The sequence below is a fragment of the Sphingobium sp. TomTYG65 genome, from assembly GCF_055395525.1.
On record NZ_AP027330.1, the window covers coordinates 1,138,174 to 1,153,009 of the forward strand.

General features: G+C 64.0%; 17 protein-coding genes and 1 tRNA gene. 9 read left to right on the forward strand and 9 right to left on the reverse strand.

The features are described 5' to 3' along the window. Window positions 1–2 precede the first annotated feature (2 nt). Window positions 3–692, forward strand: coding sequence for a 6-phosphogluconolactonase (gene pgl, locus ACZ5Y5_RS05600; protein WP_464810189.1), 690 nt, complete (start codon window positions 3–5; stop codon window positions 690–692). A 6-nt stretch (window positions 693–698) separates the two neighbouring features. Here pgl and ACZ5Y5_RS05605 read toward each other — a convergent pair whose 3' ends face one another. After that, window positions 699–962 carry a hypothetical protein gene (locus tag ACZ5Y5_RS05605; protein ID WP_464810190.1) on the reverse strand — a complete coding sequence of 88 codons (264 nt, stop codon included), beginning with the start codon at window positions 960–962 and terminating at the stop codon, window positions 699–701. A 56-nt stretch (window positions 963–1,018) separates the two neighbouring features. On the opposite strand from ACZ5Y5_RS05605, the gene ACZ5Y5_RS05610 reads away from it, so the two are divergent. Next, on the forward strand, window positions 1,019–2,161 hold the full coding sequence (locus ACZ5Y5_RS05610) for an aminotransferase class I/II-fold pyridoxal phosphate-dependent enzyme (RefSeq protein WP_464810191.1): 1,143 nt from the start codon (window positions 1,019–1,021) through the stop codon (window positions 2,159–2,161). 224 nt (window positions 2,162–2,385) lie between these two features. Here the strand turns inward: ACZ5Y5_RS05610 and ACZ5Y5_RS05615 are convergent. After that, a tRNA-Leu gene (locus tag ACZ5Y5_RS05615) sits at window positions 2,386–2,470 on the reverse strand. Window positions 2,471–2,662: 192 nt separating this feature from the next. Between ACZ5Y5_RS05615 and zwf the strand changes: the two genes are divergently transcribed. The 5 genes from zwf (at window position 2,663) to ACZ5Y5_RS05640 (ending at window position 8,186) form a co-directional block, all read left to right on the forward strand. Then, window positions 2,663–4,117 carry a glucose-6-phosphate dehydrogenase gene (gene zwf, locus ACZ5Y5_RS05620; protein WP_464810192.1) on the forward strand — a complete coding sequence of 485 codons (1,455 nt, stop codon included), beginning with the start codon at window positions 2,663–2,665 and terminating at the stop codon, window positions 4,115–4,117. Beyond that, the gene (gene edd / locus ACZ5Y5_RS05625; protein WP_464810193.1) at window positions 4,110–5,936 is read left to right on the forward strand and encodes a phosphogluconate dehydratase; all 1,827 of its coding nucleotides are present in this window, start codon (window positions 4,110–4,112) and stop codon (window positions 5,934–5,936) included. Before zwf ends, edd begins: the two co-directional genes overlap by 8 nt. A 111-nt stretch (window positions 5,937–6,047) precedes the next feature. Beyond that, window positions 6,048–7,013 carry a glucokinase gene (gene glk / locus ACZ5Y5_RS05630; RefSeq protein WP_464810194.1) on the forward strand — a complete coding sequence of 322 codons (966 nt, stop codon included), beginning with the start codon at window positions 6,048–6,050 and terminating at the stop codon, window positions 7,011–7,013. After that, a complete protein-coding gene (gene eda / locus ACZ5Y5_RS05635; RefSeq protein WP_464810195.1) occupies window positions 7,013–7,630 on the forward strand; it encodes a bifunctional 4-hydroxy-2-oxoglutarate aldolase/2-dehydro-3-deoxy-phosphogluconate aldolase in 618 nt (205 codons plus the stop codon). Before glk ends, eda begins: the two co-directional genes overlap by 1 nt. Window positions 7,631–7,670: 40 nt before the next feature. After that, window positions 7,671–8,186 (forward strand): hypothetical protein, encoded by a 516-nt coding sequence (locus tag ACZ5Y5_RS05640; protein WP_464810196.1) that lies wholly within the window; start codon window positions 7,671–7,673, stop codon window positions 8,184–8,186. 98 nt (window positions 8,187–8,284) lie between these two features. Here the strand turns inward: ACZ5Y5_RS05640 and ACZ5Y5_RS05645 are convergent, their stop codons facing one another. Further along, the gene (locus ACZ5Y5_RS05645) at window positions 8,285–8,872 is read right to left on the reverse strand and encodes a gamma carbonic anhydrase family protein (protein WP_464810197.1); all 588 of its coding nucleotides are present in this window, start codon (window positions 8,870–8,872) and stop codon (window positions 8,285–8,287) included. A gap of 4 nt (window positions 8,873–8,876) precedes the next feature. Further along, on the reverse strand, window positions 8,877–9,872 hold the full coding sequence (hemB, locus tag ACZ5Y5_RS05650) for a porphobilinogen synthase (RefSeq protein ID WP_464810198.1): 996 nt from the start codon (window positions 9,870–9,872) through the stop codon (window positions 8,877–8,879). Window positions 9,873–9,947: 75 nt separating this feature from the next. Here hemB and gloA2 point away from each other — a divergent pair, with 75 nt between their 5' ends. Beyond that, window positions 9,948–10,331 carry an SMU1112c/YaeR family gloxylase I-like metalloprotein gene (gene gloA2, locus ACZ5Y5_RS05655; RefSeq protein ID WP_464810199.1) on the forward strand — a complete coding sequence of 128 codons (384 nt, stop codon included), beginning with the start codon at window positions 9,948–9,950 and terminating at the stop codon, window positions 10,329–10,331. On the opposite strand, the gene ACZ5Y5_RS05660 is transcribed toward gloA2, so the two are convergent. Continuing rightward, entirely contained in the window at window positions 10,311–10,802 is a 492-nt protein-coding gene (locus ACZ5Y5_RS05660) for a 2'-5' RNA ligase family protein (protein WP_464810200.1), read from the reverse strand. The two genes, gloA2 and ACZ5Y5_RS05660, sit on opposite strands and share 21 nt — an antisense overlap. Before the next feature lie 40 nt (window positions 10,803–10,842). Beyond that, window positions 10,843–11,382 (reverse strand): redoxin family protein, encoded by a 540-nt coding sequence (locus ACZ5Y5_RS05665; RefSeq protein WP_464810201.1) that lies wholly within the window; start codon window positions 11,380–11,382, stop codon window positions 10,843–10,845. Window positions 11,383–11,484: 102 nt separating this feature from the next. Here ACZ5Y5_RS05665 and ACZ5Y5_RS05670 point away from each other — a divergent pair, with 102 nt between their 5' ends. Then, on the forward strand, window positions 11,485–11,904 hold the full coding sequence (locus tag ACZ5Y5_RS05670) for a sugar transporter (protein ID WP_464810202.1): 420 nt from the start codon (window positions 11,485–11,487) through the stop codon (window positions 11,902–11,904). 133 nt (window positions 11,905–12,037) lie between these two features. Here ACZ5Y5_RS05670 and mltG read toward each other — a convergent pair whose 3' ends face one another. The 3 genes from mltG to ACZ5Y5_RS05685 all read right to left on the reverse strand — a co-directional run bounded on the left by mltG (window position 12,038) and on the right by ACZ5Y5_RS05685 (window position 14,692). Then, window positions 12,038–13,009: an endolytic transglycosylase MltG gene (gene mltG, locus ACZ5Y5_RS05675; protein WP_464810203.1), complete on the reverse strand. Its 972-nt coding sequence runs from the start codon at window positions 13,007–13,009 to the stop codon at window positions 12,038–12,040. A gap of 10 nt (window positions 13,010–13,019) precedes the next feature. Then, complete coding sequence (fabF, locus tag ACZ5Y5_RS05680) at window positions 13,020–14,279, reverse strand: beta-ketoacyl-ACP synthase II (protein WP_464810204.1); 1,260 nt, start codon at window positions 14,277–14,279, stop codon at window positions 13,020–13,022. 179 nt (window positions 14,280–14,458) lie between these two features. Continuing rightward, complete coding sequence (locus ACZ5Y5_RS05685) at window positions 14,459–14,692, reverse strand: acyl carrier protein (RefSeq protein ID WP_007689016.1); 234 nt, start codon at window positions 14,690–14,692, stop codon at window positions 14,459–14,461. Window positions 14,693–14,836 lie beyond the last annotated feature (144 nt).

Consider the following 14,836-nt stretch of genomic DNA (forward strand, 5'->3'; position numbering starts at 1 on the left):
CGATGCCTATAGAACATCTTTTCATCGATGGCGCATTGGCGGCGGCGGACATGGCGCGGCGGATCGGCGTCATCCTTGGTGAGGCCATTGCGGAGCGTGGCGTGGCGTCGATCGCCCTGTCCGGCGGGCGGTCTCCCCGGCCGGTGCTGGAGGCTTTGTCGGATGCGGCGCTGGATTGGGAGAAGGTGGTCGTCACGCTGGTCGATGAGCGGTGGGTGGCGCCCGATCATGCGGACAGCAATGAACGGCTGGTCCGTGAGACACTGCTCCGGGGCGAGGCGGCGAAGGCGCGCTTTGTGGGGATGAAGAATGAGGCCGCCGATGCCTATGCGGGGCAGGCCGCGTGCGAGGCGGCCTATGCGGCGCTACCTTGGCCGCTGGACATCGTGCTGCTGGGCATGGGTGAGGATGGGCATACCGCTTCGCTCTTTCCCGAGGCGAAGGAGTTGGCCGAGGGGCTTTCCACGAGCGCGCTGACGCTGGCGGTTACGCCGCCTGCCGCGCCGCACCAGCGCATGTCGCTCAGCGCCAGCGCGATCCTGAAGAGCCGGCATATCTTCCTGCAGATTGGCGGGGCGGCGAAGAAGGCGGTGTATGACCGGGCGCTGGCTGGCGGACCGGTCGAGGAACTGCCGATCCGGGTGGCGCTGTGCCAGCATCAGGTGTCGGTGGAGGTCTGGATTTCCGAATGAGCCGCGTCAGTCGCGCGGCTTGTGCTTGGAAATGAGATAGCGCCACACGCCGACCAGGTTGATGAGCAGCAGGGCGATATTCTGATAGCCGATGCCTTCGCTATCCTCCTGAAAGAAACCCCAGCCGATCAGCGCCAGCGAGGACGTCACGAACAGGACGAACGCCCAGCCAGTGATCCGGCGACCGAGATTGAGGGAGACGATGAGAGCGGCGATCGTTGCTGCTCCGGCGCCATAATATTGGAGGGCGTCGAGGATGGTTTCGTTCACAGGGATGCTCAACGCCGCGATTGTGACAAGGTTGCAGGGCGGGTAAGAGGCGCGGCATGATTGCCGACATCGATCCTTTCCACGCCATCGCCATCGGGGTTGAAGCCCACCGGCTGGAAGCGCAGGGGCGCTCCATCCTGCATATGGAATTCGGGCAGCCTTCGACCGGCGCGCCGAGCGCCGCCATCGCCGAGGCGCACCGGATATTGGACAGCGATCCGATGGGCTATTGGGAAAGCCCGGCGCTCAAGGAGCGCATCGCGCTGCTCTATCGGGAGCGCTACGGCGTTTCGGTGGAGGCGGGGCAGATATTGCTGACCTGCGGGGCGTCGCCGGGGCTGGTCCTGGCGCTCAGTTGCCTGTTCGCGCCGGGCGCGAGGGTGGCGACGGCGCGGCCGGGCTATGTGGCCTATCGGAACACGCTGAAGGCGCTCTATCTGGAGCCGGCCGAGGTGGATTGCGGGCCTGCCGAGCGCTATCAGATCAGCGCGGCGGCGCTGGAGGCGATGGAACCTGCGCCGGACGGAGTGATCATCGCGAGCCCGGCCAACCCCACCGGCACGATCATTCCGGCAGACGAGATGGCGCGGATCGCGGAGGTTTGTGCGCGGCGGGGCATCCGGATCGTGTCGGACGAGATTTATCATGGCCTCTCCTACGGCGAGGCGGCCCATTCCATGCTCGAGTTCGCGCCCGACACGGTGGTCGTGAACAGCTTTTCCAAATATTTTTCGATGGCCGGGTGGCGGCTGGGCTGGGTGGTGTTTCCGCCCGAGTTGATCGGTGCGGCGCGGGCGCGGATGGGGAATCTGTTCCTGACGCCCCCATCCCTCGCGCAGCACGCCGGGTTGAAGGCGTTCGAGTGCCTTGACGAGTTGGAGGGGCATGTCGCGAACTATCGGCGGAATCGGGAGCTGTTGCTGGCCGCGCTGCCTGCGCTGGGGCTGAAGGAAATCGCGCCGCCGGACGGTGCCTTCTATATTTACGCCGATGTGGGGCATCTGACGAACGACAGCCTGTCCTTTTGTCAGAAGCTGCTGGAGGAGACCGGGGTGGCGACGGCGCCGGGGATCGATTTTGATCCGGTTGACGGCCACCGGCATATCCGGATCAGCTTTGCGGTATCGACCGATCGGGTAGAGGAAGCGATTTCGCGGCTGATCCCCTGGTTCAAGGCGCAGGCGGTCCGGACCCAATGAAATTTGGGCGGGGGCCGGGCTTCGACTGGCTCAGCCCGAACGGAGGTTGGTGAGCTAACCGATCATCTGCTCCGAAATGGAGGGATTCTTCCACATTAACTGGAATTGTCATGATCAGGCGCTAGGGAGTGACCCGCGACCCGAGGCTTTTACTATGTGAAAGCCCCCCTGGCCCGGCGGTTTTCATGCTGCCGGGCCATTTTCGTCATAGCGATAGGAGGAGATGGTGCGGGCGGTCGGAATCGAACCGACACTCCTTTCGGAACCGGATTTTGAGTCCGGCGCGTCTACCAGTTTCACCACGCCCGCGTGCATGGCTGCTGCCGCCAAATGGCAAAATCAATCGCCAGCGTCCAGACAAAAATCAGCGCGATAGCCGCATATCCATGTCAAGTGGTTGCGGGACCCCGCCAGCGCCGATAGCTTGCTTGCGTAACGAAGCGCGACCGCTATATGGCCGTTTCGTGCAGACCTGAAACCCCAAACGGAAAAGGGCTTCCTTTGACCGATCCGTCTGCCACATTCCTGCTGTTCGGCGCCACGGGCGACCTGGCGCACCGCATGATCTTCCCCTCGCTCTACAATCTGTTGAGCGACGGCCTGCTGCCCGACGATTTCATGATCATCGCGTCGGGGCGCACGGAGTTGGATGATGACGCGTTTCGCGCCGACATCGACAAGGCCCTGCAGAAGTTCGTAGGCGCAGACCGCTATGACGCAGAGGTGGCGGCACGATTGAAGTCGATGATCGGCTATCAGCCGGTCGAGGCGGGCAATGCCGCGCAGTTCAAGAAGTTGGCGGAACGGCTGGAGGGCCGCACCGACCGGGGATTGGCGGTCTATCTGTCAACGCCGCCGTCCCTTTTCGCGCCCACTGCGCAGGGATTGGCGGACGCAGGGCTTATCACGCCGACGACGCGCATCGCCATGGAAAAGCCGATCGGCAAGGACCTGGCCTCTTCCAAGCAAGTGAATGACGGCATCGGCGCGCTGTTCGCCGAAAGCCAGATTTTCCGCGTCGATCACTATCTGGGCAAGGAGACGGTGCAGAACCTGCTCGCCCTGCGCTTTGGCAATGTGATGTTCGAACCGCTGTGGAACGCCACCGCCATCGACCATGTGCAGATCACCGTCGGCGAGACGGTGGGCCTGGAAGGCCGGGTTTCCTATTATGACGGCGTGGGCGCGCTGCGCGACATGGTCCAGAACCATGTGCTGCAGATATTGTCGATCATCGCGATGGAGCCCCCTGCCCGCATGGACCCGACGGCCGTGCGTGACGAGAAGGTGAAGGTGCTGCGGTCGCTACGGCCCATGACGGCGGAAACGGTCAAGACCAACAGCGTGCGGGGGCAATATACGCCGGGCGCCGTCGGCGGGGAGATCGTGACCGGCTATGCCGACGAACTGGGCCAGCCGTCCGACACCGAAACCTTTGTGGCGCTGAAAGCCCATATCGACAATTGGCGTTGGCAGGGCGTGCCGTTCTACCTGCGGACGGGCAAGCGGATGCCGACGCGCCAGTCGGAAATCCAGATCCAGTTCAAGCCGGTGCGCCATTCGATATTCGGCCGCAACGGCGGGCTGGAGCCGAACACGATGATCATCCGCCTGCAGCCGGAGGAATATATCCGCCTGCTGATCATGAGCAAAAGGCCGGGGCTGGAGCGCGAAGTGCATCTGGAGGAGGTGACGCTGGACGTGTCGCTGACCGCGGCTTTTGCAGGCCAGCGCCGCCGCATCGCCTATGAACGGTTGATCCTGGACCTGCTGGCGGGCGACCAGACGCTGTTCGTGCGGCGCGACGAAGTGGAAGCGCAATGGACCTGGATCGATTCGATTATCGACGGGTGGAAGGAAGCGGGCGTGAAGCCTTCACCCTATGCGTCGGGGAACTGGGGGCCGTCTTCGGCCATTGCCCTGACTGAACGAGACGGAGCCAGCTGGCATGACTGAACTTCATCCGGTGATCGCCAAGGTCACCGAACGCATTGTGAAGCGGAGCGCACCGCGCCGCCGCCAATATCTGGACCTGATCGAGCGCGGGCGCGACGCTGGCACCAATCGCGACCAGTTGAGTTGCGGCAACCTGGCCCATGGCTTTGCCGCGACGGGCGAGGACAAGCCGGTGATCCGGTCCGGCAAGGCGATGAACATGGGCATCGTCACGGCCTATAACGACATGCTGTCGGCGCATCAGCCCTATGGCCGCTATCCCGAGGCGATCAAGATCGCCGCGCGCGAAGTGGGCGCGACGGCGCAGGTGGCCGGCGGCGTGCCCGCCATGTGCGACGGCGTGACGCAGGGTCAGGCGGGCATGGACCTGTCGCTCTTTTCCCGCGACACGATCGCGCTGGGGACGGCGATCGCTCTGTCCCATGCAATGTTCGAAGGCGCGCTGATGCTGGGCATTTGCGACAAGATTGTGCCCGGACTGCTCATCGGCGCGCTGCGGTTCGGCCATTTGCCGACGATCTTTGTACCCGCCGGCCCCATGCCTTCGGGGCTCGCCAACAAGGAAAAGGTGCGGATCAGGCAGCTTTATGCCGAGGGGAAGGTCGGCAAGGAAGAACTGCTGGAATCGGAAAGCGCCAGCTATCATGGGGCGGGCACCTGCACCTTCTACGGCACGGCCAATTCGAACCAGATGATGATGGAAGTGATGGGGCTGCACATGCCCTGCGCGTCCTTCGTCAACCCGGGCACGAAGCTGCGCAGCGAATTGACGCGGGCGGCGGTGCACAGGCTGGCGGCGATCGGCTGGGATGGTGATGATTACAGGCCGCTGGGCCATTGCGTCGATGAAAAGGCGATCGTCAACGCCATCATCGGGCTGATGGCGACGGGCGGATCGACCAACCATGCGATCCATATCCCCGCCATGGCGCGAGCGGCGGGCATCCATGTCGATTGGACCGACTTTGCCGAGATTTCGGACGTGGTGCCGCTGCTGGCGCGAGTCTATCCCAATGGCGCAGGCGACGTGAACAACTTCCACACCGCTGGCGGTATGTCGGTGGTGATCCGCGAGTTGCTGGACAATGGCCTGCTGCACCGGGACATCATGACCGTCGCGCGCGCCGATCTGACCGATTATGGCAAGGAACCGGTGCTGGAGGATGAGGCGCTGCAATGGCGCGACGTTCCGACTTCGCGGGATGAGTCGATCCTGCGGCCGGTGTCCAACCCGTTCAGCCCCGATGGCGGCATGCGTCTGCTGGCGGGCAATCTCGGCCGCTGCGTCATGAAGGTGAGCGCGGTGGACAAGGAACGCTGGACGGTCGAGGCGCCTGCCGCGATCTTCCACGATCAGGATGATGTGCTGCGTGCGTTCAAGGCGGGTGAGTTGGAACGCGATGTGGTCGTCGTGATGCGTTTCCAGGGGCCGCGCGCCAATGGCATGCCGGAACTGCACAAGCTGACCCCGGCGCTGGGCGTGCTGCAGGATCGCGGTTTCCGCGTGGCGCTGCTGACGGACGGGCGCATGTCCGGCGCTTCGGGCAAGGTGCCTGCGGCGATCCATCTTTCGCCCGAAGCCCTGGGCGGCGGACCCATTGCGAAGCTGCGCGACGGCGACATGGTGCGTGTTTGCGCGGAGAGCGGCGTCGTGGAGGCCCTGGTCGATGCGGCGGAGTGGGATGCGCGCGAGATGCCTGCGCCCCCGCCCGTGCCCTATGACACCGGGCGAGAGCTGTTTGCGCTGTTCAGGCACCATAGCGACCTCGCCGAACAGGGCGCTTCGCCGGTTCTGGCGGCGATGGAAGCTGAACTATAATCCCCCAACCCGTCATGCCAGCGAAAGCGGGCATCTCAGGCGCCGGGGCGCGGCCCAGCCTAACGAGATCCCAGCGTTCGCTGGGATGACGATCATGACTGGAGAGGTCTTATGACCCACATCATCGCCGCCGACATTGGCGGCACCAACGCGCGTTTCGCCAGGGCCAAGCTGGACGCGCGCAATGTGCCGACGCTGGGCAAGGTGCGCAAATATAAGGTTGCGGACTTTCCGAGCCTGCAAGCCTGCTGGGCGGCCTTTGCCCATGACGAGGGCGGCGATTTGCCCAAGGCGGCGTCGATCGCCTTTGCCACCGCCATCGGTCGCGATGTCATCAAGCTGACCAACAGCAGCTGGATGATCCGGCCCGATACGCTGGATGAAGAGCTGGGCCTCGACCAGATGCGGCTGGTCAATGATTTTGAGGCCGTGGCGCATGCCGTCGCGCGGTTGCCCAACGACAATCTGCCGCTGCTGTTCGGGGAGGATCGCCCTTTCCCCCGCGATGGTGGGGTGACGGTGGTGGGTCCGGGGACCGGCCTTGGCGTGGCGATGATCGCCTTTGACGATGGTGAGCCGCATGTGATCGCGACCGAGGGTGGGCATCTCGACTTTGCGCCGCTCGATCCGCTGGAGGAAAAAATCCTCGCCTATCTGCGCGACAAGTTTCTGCGCGTGTCGACCGAGCGCGTCGTGTCCGGACCGGGGCTCAACAATATCTACAAGGCGATGGCGACCATCGGCCACGACCGGGTCGTGCTGATGGAAGATGCCGAATTGTGGCAGGCGGCGATCGATGGGACGGACGAATTTGCGCGCGCGGCATTCGATCGCCTGTGCCTGTGCTACGGGTCGGTCGCGGGCGATCTGGCGCTGGCGCATGGACCGCATGGCGTGGTGCTGGCGGGCGGGCTGACGCAGCGGATGCGCGACCTGCTGCCGCAGAGCGGGTTCCATCGGCGCTTCACCGCCAAGGGCCGCTTCGAAAGCTTGATGGCGACGGTGCCCATCCGGCTCGCCCTGCATGATGAGATTGGGCTGTACGGCGCGGCCGCGGCCTTTCGGGAGAAGAAATAATGTCGCTCAGCGTTGAACAGGTGATGGAACTGGCCCCGGTGATTCCGGTGCTGGTGGTCGATCGGGTCGAGGATGCGCTGCCGATCGCGCAGGCGCTGGTGAAGGGTGGCCTGCCCGCGCTGGAAGTGACGCTGCGCACGCCCGCCGCGCTGGATGTGATCCGCGAGATGGCCAAGGTGGACGGCGCTGTCGTGGGTGCGGGGACTGTGCTGAACCCGTCGCAGCTGGACGCGGCGATGGAGGCGGGCGCGCGCTTTATCGTCAGTCCGGGGCTGACCGAGCCGTTGGGCAAGGCGGCGATCGCGGCGGGCGTTCCGTTCCTGCCGGGCACTGCGACGGCGGGCGACATCATGCGCGGGCTGGACTTGGGGCTGACCCACTTCAAATTCTTCCCGGCGGAAACGTCTGGCGGGCTTCCGGCGCTCAAGGCGCTGGCCGCGCCGCTGCACTTGGCGCGATTCTGCCCCACAGGCGGGATCACGGCGGAAAGCGCCCCCAAATGGCTGGCCGAACCCTTTGTGAAATGCGTCGGCGGCAGCTGGGTCGTTCCCAAGGGGCCGGTCGATGCGGGCAAGATCGAGGCGCTGGCGCGAGAGGCGGCGGCTCTGCCGCGCTGACGCCATTGCGCGGCGGCATTTCCGGTCCTAGATCAGCGGCATGATGTTCCGCCGGTTGCTGCCCACTATCGCCCTTTTCCTCTCCGGCTGCGCGGGGACGCTGACGGGCTATCCGTCGCTTGCCAAGCGGGCGGTTGAAAATGGGCCGGTGGGCGAGGCTCCGGCTGCTGCTCCGACGCCTGTCGAGGTTGATCCGGCGTTGCAGGCGCAGGTCGATCGGCTGGCGGGGCAATCACAGGCCGGAAGTGCCGCTTTCGACAAGGCGTGGCCGGCGGCGGATCGCACCGTACGGGCGGCGGCTGGGGCGGCGGTGTCGAGCGAGGCTTGGGTGGCGGCACAGCTTGCGGTGAGCGGATTGGAGGCGGCGCGGAACGACAGCGTGTCGGCTCTGGCCAGCCTCGACACGCTCTATGTGGAGCGCAGCAATGCCGTAGCCGAGGGCAAGGCACGAAGCGGAGTCGAACAGATCGACGCGGCGCGGAAGGCTGCGTTGGCGGTGGTCGATTCGCAGAATGACCGGATCGATGCGATCAAGGCGCGGCTGGCTCAGCCTTAGCTATCGTTCCTGACTTCCGCTGGCTGCGAGCGTAGGCGAAAAAAAGTGAGGCGGCTTCTACCCGTTTCTCGACTTCGCTCGAAACACGGATGTGAAGGCTAACCTCCCGCCTTCAGCGCGCCCTTATGCGCCTTCGCATTATGCACGTAGCGATCCACGCCCTCACGCATGTCGATGAGCGCCTCATCGGTCAGGTCGCGCACATATTTGGCGGGGCGACCGGTCCAGAGTTGGCGGTGCGGGACGGTCTTGCCGGGCGACAGCAGCGCGCCCGCCGCCACCATGGCGTCGCTTTCCACGGTGCAGCCGTTCATCACGACCGCGCCAAGGCCCACGAAAGCACGGTCCTTCAAGTCGCAGCCGTGGATCATCGCCATGTGGCCGATCAGGACATCGTCGCCGATGATCGTCGGCCAACCCTGAGGCCGGGCGGCGTCCGGGCCGTCGCAATGGATGACGCTGCCGTCCTGGATATTGGTGCGCGCGCCGATGCGGATCTTGTTCACATCGCCGCGAACCACGCAATTATACCAGATGCTGGCGTCGGGACCGATCTCCACATCGCCGATGATGCGGCAGCCGGGCGCGATGAAGGCGCTGGGGTGGATGACGGGAGTCTTGCCCGCGAAGGTCAGGATGGTGGCGCCGGGATGATCGGGGTGGGCAGCGTGCGGATGATCAGGCATTGCGTCAGGCTCCCAGCAGTCGCGCGGCATGGAGCGCATGATAGGTGAGGACGCCCGAGCAGCCGGCGCGTTTGAACGCGAGCAACGTTTCCAGCACCAGCGCATCGCGGTCCCCTGCCCCCGCGGCAACTGCGGCTTCGATCATCGCATATTCGCCCGACACCTGATAGGCGAAGACGGGCACTTCGAAACGGTCCTTCACCCGGGCGATGATGTCGAGATAGGGCAGGCCCGGCTTTACCATGACGCTGTCGGCCCCTTCCGCCAGGTCGAGCGCAACTTCGCGTAGCGCTTCCTCGCTGTTGGCGGGGTCCATCTGATAGCTTTTCTTGTCGCCTTTCAGCAGCCCGCTGGAACCGACAGCATCGCGGAACGGGCCGTAGAAGGCGCTCGCATATTTGGCGGCATAGGCCATGATCTGGACATTGGCGTGGCCTTCTTCCTCCAGCGCCTCGCGAATAGCGCCGACGCGGCCGTCCATCATGTCGCTGGGCGCGATGATGTCCGCGCCAGCCGCCGCCTGATTGAGTGACTGGCCGATGAGGACGTCGATGGTCGCGTCGTTGACGACATAGCCTGCCTCATCGAGCAGGCCGTCCTGGCCGTGGGCGGTATAGGGGTCGAGCGCCACATCGGTCAGGACGCCGATATCGGGCGCCGCATCCTTGATCGCGCGGATGGCGCGGCACATGAGATTGTCTGGATTAAGCGCTTCGGCGCCGTCGTCACTGCGCCGTTCGGGCTGCGTATTGGGGAATAGCGCCAGGCAAGGAATGCCTGCGTCGCGGGCTTCCTTCGCGCGGGCCGCAATGCCATCCACCGACCAGCGCGACACGCCCGGAAGCGAGCCGATCGGCTCTTCCACCCCCTGCCCTTCGGTGACGAAGAGCGGCCAGATGAGGTCGCTGGGATGAAGGCGAATTTCGGCGTGCATGGCGCGGCTCCAGGCCGCTGCGCGAGTGCGGCGCAGGCGGAGCGCGGGATAGGGGGCATAGCTCATGGACGGGGTGTAGGCCGCCGCGCCGGGGGGATCAAGGTTCCGGCGGCGGGCAACGCATGCTAGGGAGCGAAGGCCATGCGCTGCATCCACCATATCGCGATCATCTGTTCCGATTATCCACGGTCTCGCCATTTCTATGCGCAGATATTGGGCCTGCCCATCATCCGCGAAGTGTGGCGGGAAGAACGGCAATCGTGGAAATGCGATCTGGACGCGGGCAATGCGCAGATCGAGCTTTTCTCCTTCCCCTCGCCTCCGCCCCGCCCTTCGCGTCCGGAGGCGCGCGGCCTACGGCACCTGGCCTTTAGCGTGGAGGAACTGGATCGGGAGATCGCCCGGCTGGAAGAAGCGGGCATCCCCTGCGAAGCCGTTCGCATTGATCCCTATACGGGCCAGCGTTTCACTTTCTTCGCTGATCCTGACGGGTTGCCGCTAGAATTATATGAGGATGCGCGCTGAGCGGAAGCTGGCCTTCTTCGCCAGATCCCAGGAGCCGCCTTCCCGATAATGCCATGCGGCCAGCCCCGCGATCTGGAGCGGGCGCGGGCGAAACTCCGCCTTCAGACTGTCAGCCAGCGCGCGGGCGGCGGAAGGCTCCACCTTATTCTGGACGGTGATGTGGAAACGCGGGCGCGCCTGATCTTGCGGCGTCAGCAGGCCGGTGAAGGCTTCGGCCAGTTCGTCCCATATTTCCAGAAGGCCGTCACTGCGCACATCAAAGGCAACGCCGCGGCCAAGCAGCAGAACGCCATTGACGATAGCGAGAGGCGGCTGAGCGGCGCAGACCTGTTTCATCCGCCCTGCAAGTTCCGGCAGCAGCGACGGGGGCAGATGATGAAACAGCGTGATATGCGCGGGCACGAAATTGCGCTCCGGCGGAAAATGGGCGCGGCGAAGCCCGTCCGCCCAGGCGAAATCCTCCGCACCCATGAGCGCCGTCAGGATGATCGGCGCCCCGCCGCCATTGCGATCAGCCAGCGGGATGATCCTTCAGCCACTCCAGCACCGGCTCGGGCCGGGTTTCGCCATAGGGGTCGTCATCCTCGCCCAGATCGTTGATGCCGGGCTCCTCGAACCAGGCGACGACCTTGCCATCATCGACGACCATCGCATAGCGCCAGCTGCGATCGCCAAAGCCCAGATGATCCTTCTTGACCAACATGCCCATGCGGCGGGTGAAATCACCGGAGCCGTCCGGGAGAAGCTTCACATTCTTGACGCCCAGGTGCTTGCCCCATTGATACATGACGAAGGCATCGTTGACGGAGACGCAATAGACCTCGTCTGCCCCGGCCGCCTTGAAGTCGTCATAGAAGCGTTCGAAGGCCGGGCACTGCTCCGTCGAGCAGGTCGGGGTGAAAGCCCCCGGCAGCGAGAAGACGACAACGCGCTTGCCGTTGAACAGATCGGCGGTCTGAACATCCTGCCATCGGAAGGGGTTCGGGCCGCCGACGCTTTCATCGCGCACGCGGGTCTTGAGCGTCACATCAGGCACGGAACGTCCCAGCATCGTCACATCTCCCTTGGAGGCGCGCGCTTCCACGCGTGCGCCAACATCTATATGCTCGCTCCGCCGCGAAGGGGCAAAGGACATCTGGGGAGGGAAACACGCATGTCCACATCACGATCCTTCATGATCTTCGGGCTTGGCCTGCTGCTGTGGAATTTGATCGGGGTTGCGGCCTTCATCATGCAATATACGGCCGATCTTGCGACGCTGGCGAAGAGCGATTCCTATACGGCACGGATATTTGCCGAGATGCCGGGTTGGGCCTGGGCCGCCTATGCCGTGGCGGTTGGCGCCGGGACGATGGGCGCGGTGATGCTGCTGATGCGCAAGGCTGTGGCGGTGCCTTTGTTCGGACTATCTGTGATCGGGGTGGTCGTGCAGTTCAGCTACAGCTTTTTCGGAACGGACTTGCTGACGGTGAAGGGGCCTGGCGCTGCCGTGTTTCCGGCGGTGATTTTGGCGGTTGCGGTCGGGCAGATGCTGTATGCTGGGAGGATAAGGGCGAAAGGGATGTTGCGGTAGGTTGCCCTTACCTCCGACCTAATCCCAGCGAAGGCTGGAACCTCATGCGATACGGCACGGCCGAGACCTCGCGAGATCCCAGCTTGGGCTCGGATGACGATAGATTTGCGTCCTCCGACCGTACGCCAGCGATTCAAAGCTCCCCGCGCGCCCGGCGGATTTCGAACCATTTGCGGACGTTCTGGTTGTGCTCTTCGAGCGTGTCGGCGAAGATGTGGCCGCCCTTTCCGTCGGCCACGAAATAAAGCGCTTTGGTGTCGGCAGGGTGCAGGACTGCCAGGATCGACAGGCGGCCGGGATTGGCGATCGGCCCTTTCGGCAGGCCGGTCATGGCGTAGGTGTTATAGTCATTCACCGCCGCGATCTCGGACTTTTTGATGCGGCGGCCGAGGGGCTTACCCTTGGTGATCGGGTAGATGATCGTCGGGTCCGCCTGAAGCATCATGCCGGTCCTCAGCCGATTGCCATAGACACCAGCGACTGCGGGCCGTTCGCTGGGGACAGCGGTTTCCTTTTCGACGATGCTGGCGAGGATGATCGCTTCCTTGGGCGACTTGGCGACCGTGTTGGGCGCGCGTTCAGCCCATAATTTGGCGAGCGCGCGGGTCATCGCATCCTGCATGCGCTTCAGGACGACGGCGCGGCTTTCGCCCTTGTCGAAGGCGTAGCTGTCGGGGAGGACGCTGCCTTCCGCCGGTACAGAGATGTCCCCCGTAAGTTGGTCATTGGCCATCAGCCGCTCGTAAACCAATATGGACGGCATGCCTTCCGGAATGGTCACGAGACGGGTCAGCGTCTTGCCGCCCTGCAGGATGGAGAAAATGTCGGAGTTGCTGGCGCCCTTGGGGATCAGGAACTCGCCCGCCTTGATCGATTTGCCGCGCCCGAACACCTTGGTGCGGGTGAGGAAGGCGTCGGCGGAGCGCACGACGCCCGCCTGTTTCAGCAGCACCGCGGCATCTGCGACCGACGCACCTTCCGGTACTATGACGGTAATGTCACGCGGGGCGGGGCCCGCTTCGGTCCAGCCATAGACGAAGCGGAACGCCACGAAGGCGGCGACGGCCAGGCCGATAGCGAGGATGCCAAGCCCGAACCGTCGCACCTTTTTAACCTCAGATCGCCTTCATGATGAGCGAGGCGTTGGTGCCGCCAAAGCCGAAGCTGTTATTCAGCACCGCACGCACCTTGCGCTCCTTGGCGACATGCGGGACCAGGTCCACGCCGACGCAGCTTTCGCTGGGTTCGTCGAGGTTGAGCGTCGGCGGCACGATCTGGTCCCGGATCGCCAGGATGCAGAAAATGCTTTCGACCGCGCCTGCGCCGCCCAGCAGATGGCCGATGGCGGACTTGGTGCTGCTCATCGACATGGTCGAGATATGCTCGCCGAACAGCCGCTTGACCGCACCCAGTTCCAGCTCGTCGCCGAGCGGGGTCGAGGTGCCGTGCGCGTTGACATAGTCGATGTCAGCGAGGCTGAGGCCCGACTTTTTCAGCGCCATTTCCATCGAGCGATAGCCGCCATTGCCCTCCGGATGAGGAGCGGTGACGTGATAGGCGTCGCCCGACAGGCCGTAGCCGATGACTTCGGCGTAGATGTGTGCGCCGCGCTTCTTGGCATGCTCATATTCTTCGAGCACTACCACGCCCGCGCCTTCGCCCATGACGAAGCCGTCGCGGTTGACGTCATAGGGGCGCGAAGCCTTTTCCGGGGTGTCGTTGAAGGCGGTCGAAAGAGCGCGCGCCTGGGCGAAACCGGCGATGCCGATCGGGCAGATCGCGCTTTCCGCGCCGCCCGCCAGCATGACGTCGGCGTCGTCCATCGCGATCATGCGCGCAGCGTCACCGATCGAGTGAGCGCCGGTCGAGCAGGCAGTGACCACTGCGTGGTTCGGGCCCATGAGGCCATATTTGATCGAGACCTGACCGGAGATCAGGTTGATAAGGCGGCCGTGAACGAAGTGCGGCGAAACGCGGCCGGGACCCTTGTTCGCCAGCACCAGCGATTCGCTTTCGATGCCCGGCAGGCCGCCAATGCCCGAACCGATGGAACAGCCCGCGCGCAGACGCTCCTCTTCCGACATATTGTCGAGGCCCGCGTCGCGCAGCGCCTGGCTGGCGGCGGAAATGCCGTACACGATGAAGGGATCCACTTGGCGCTGGATCTTGTGATCGACGTCCAGGTTCGGATCATAGCCATATTCATGATCCGCCGGCTTCACTTCGCAGGCGATGCGGCACTTATATTCGCTGGCGTCGAAGCGCGCGATCGTGGCCGCGCCGGACTTGGACGCGATGATGTTCTTCCACGTGGTTTCGACATCCCCGCCCAGGGGGCTCACCATGCCGAGGCCGGTTACGACGACGCGACGCATATATCTGCTCCGAAAATCTTCATGAACTTGCGCCGTTCCTTAGCTGCTTCCGGGGCGCTTGTGAACGGCGGTCCAGATACGAAAAGGCTCCCCAAGACCTGCTTTCGCCGGACACGAGGAGCCATTCCTTGAAAAAACGCATGCGGCCCGGCCGTATAAGGCGGGCCGTCAAACGCTAATTACTGCTTGCTGTCGATATAGTCGATCGCGTCCTTGACGGTGGCGATCTTCTCGGCCGCATCGTCGGGGATCTCGACGCCGAATTCTTCTTCGAAGGCCATTACCAGCTCAACGATATCCAGGCTGTCTGCGCCCAGATCGTCGATGAAGCTTGCGTCCTCGGTCACCTTTTCGGCTTCGACGCCCAGATGTTCGACGACGATTTTCTTAACGCGATCCGCGGTCTCACTCATGAGTGGTCCTTTTTACTGGGTATCGTTGATGGTTGTGAATATTTGTTAAGGCATGCCCTAGAGGCAAGCCCCGGCAGAGGCAAGAGGCAAGAAACGATCGAAACGCATGATTTCCCCCCATCCCATGTGCTTGGATGGCACAAG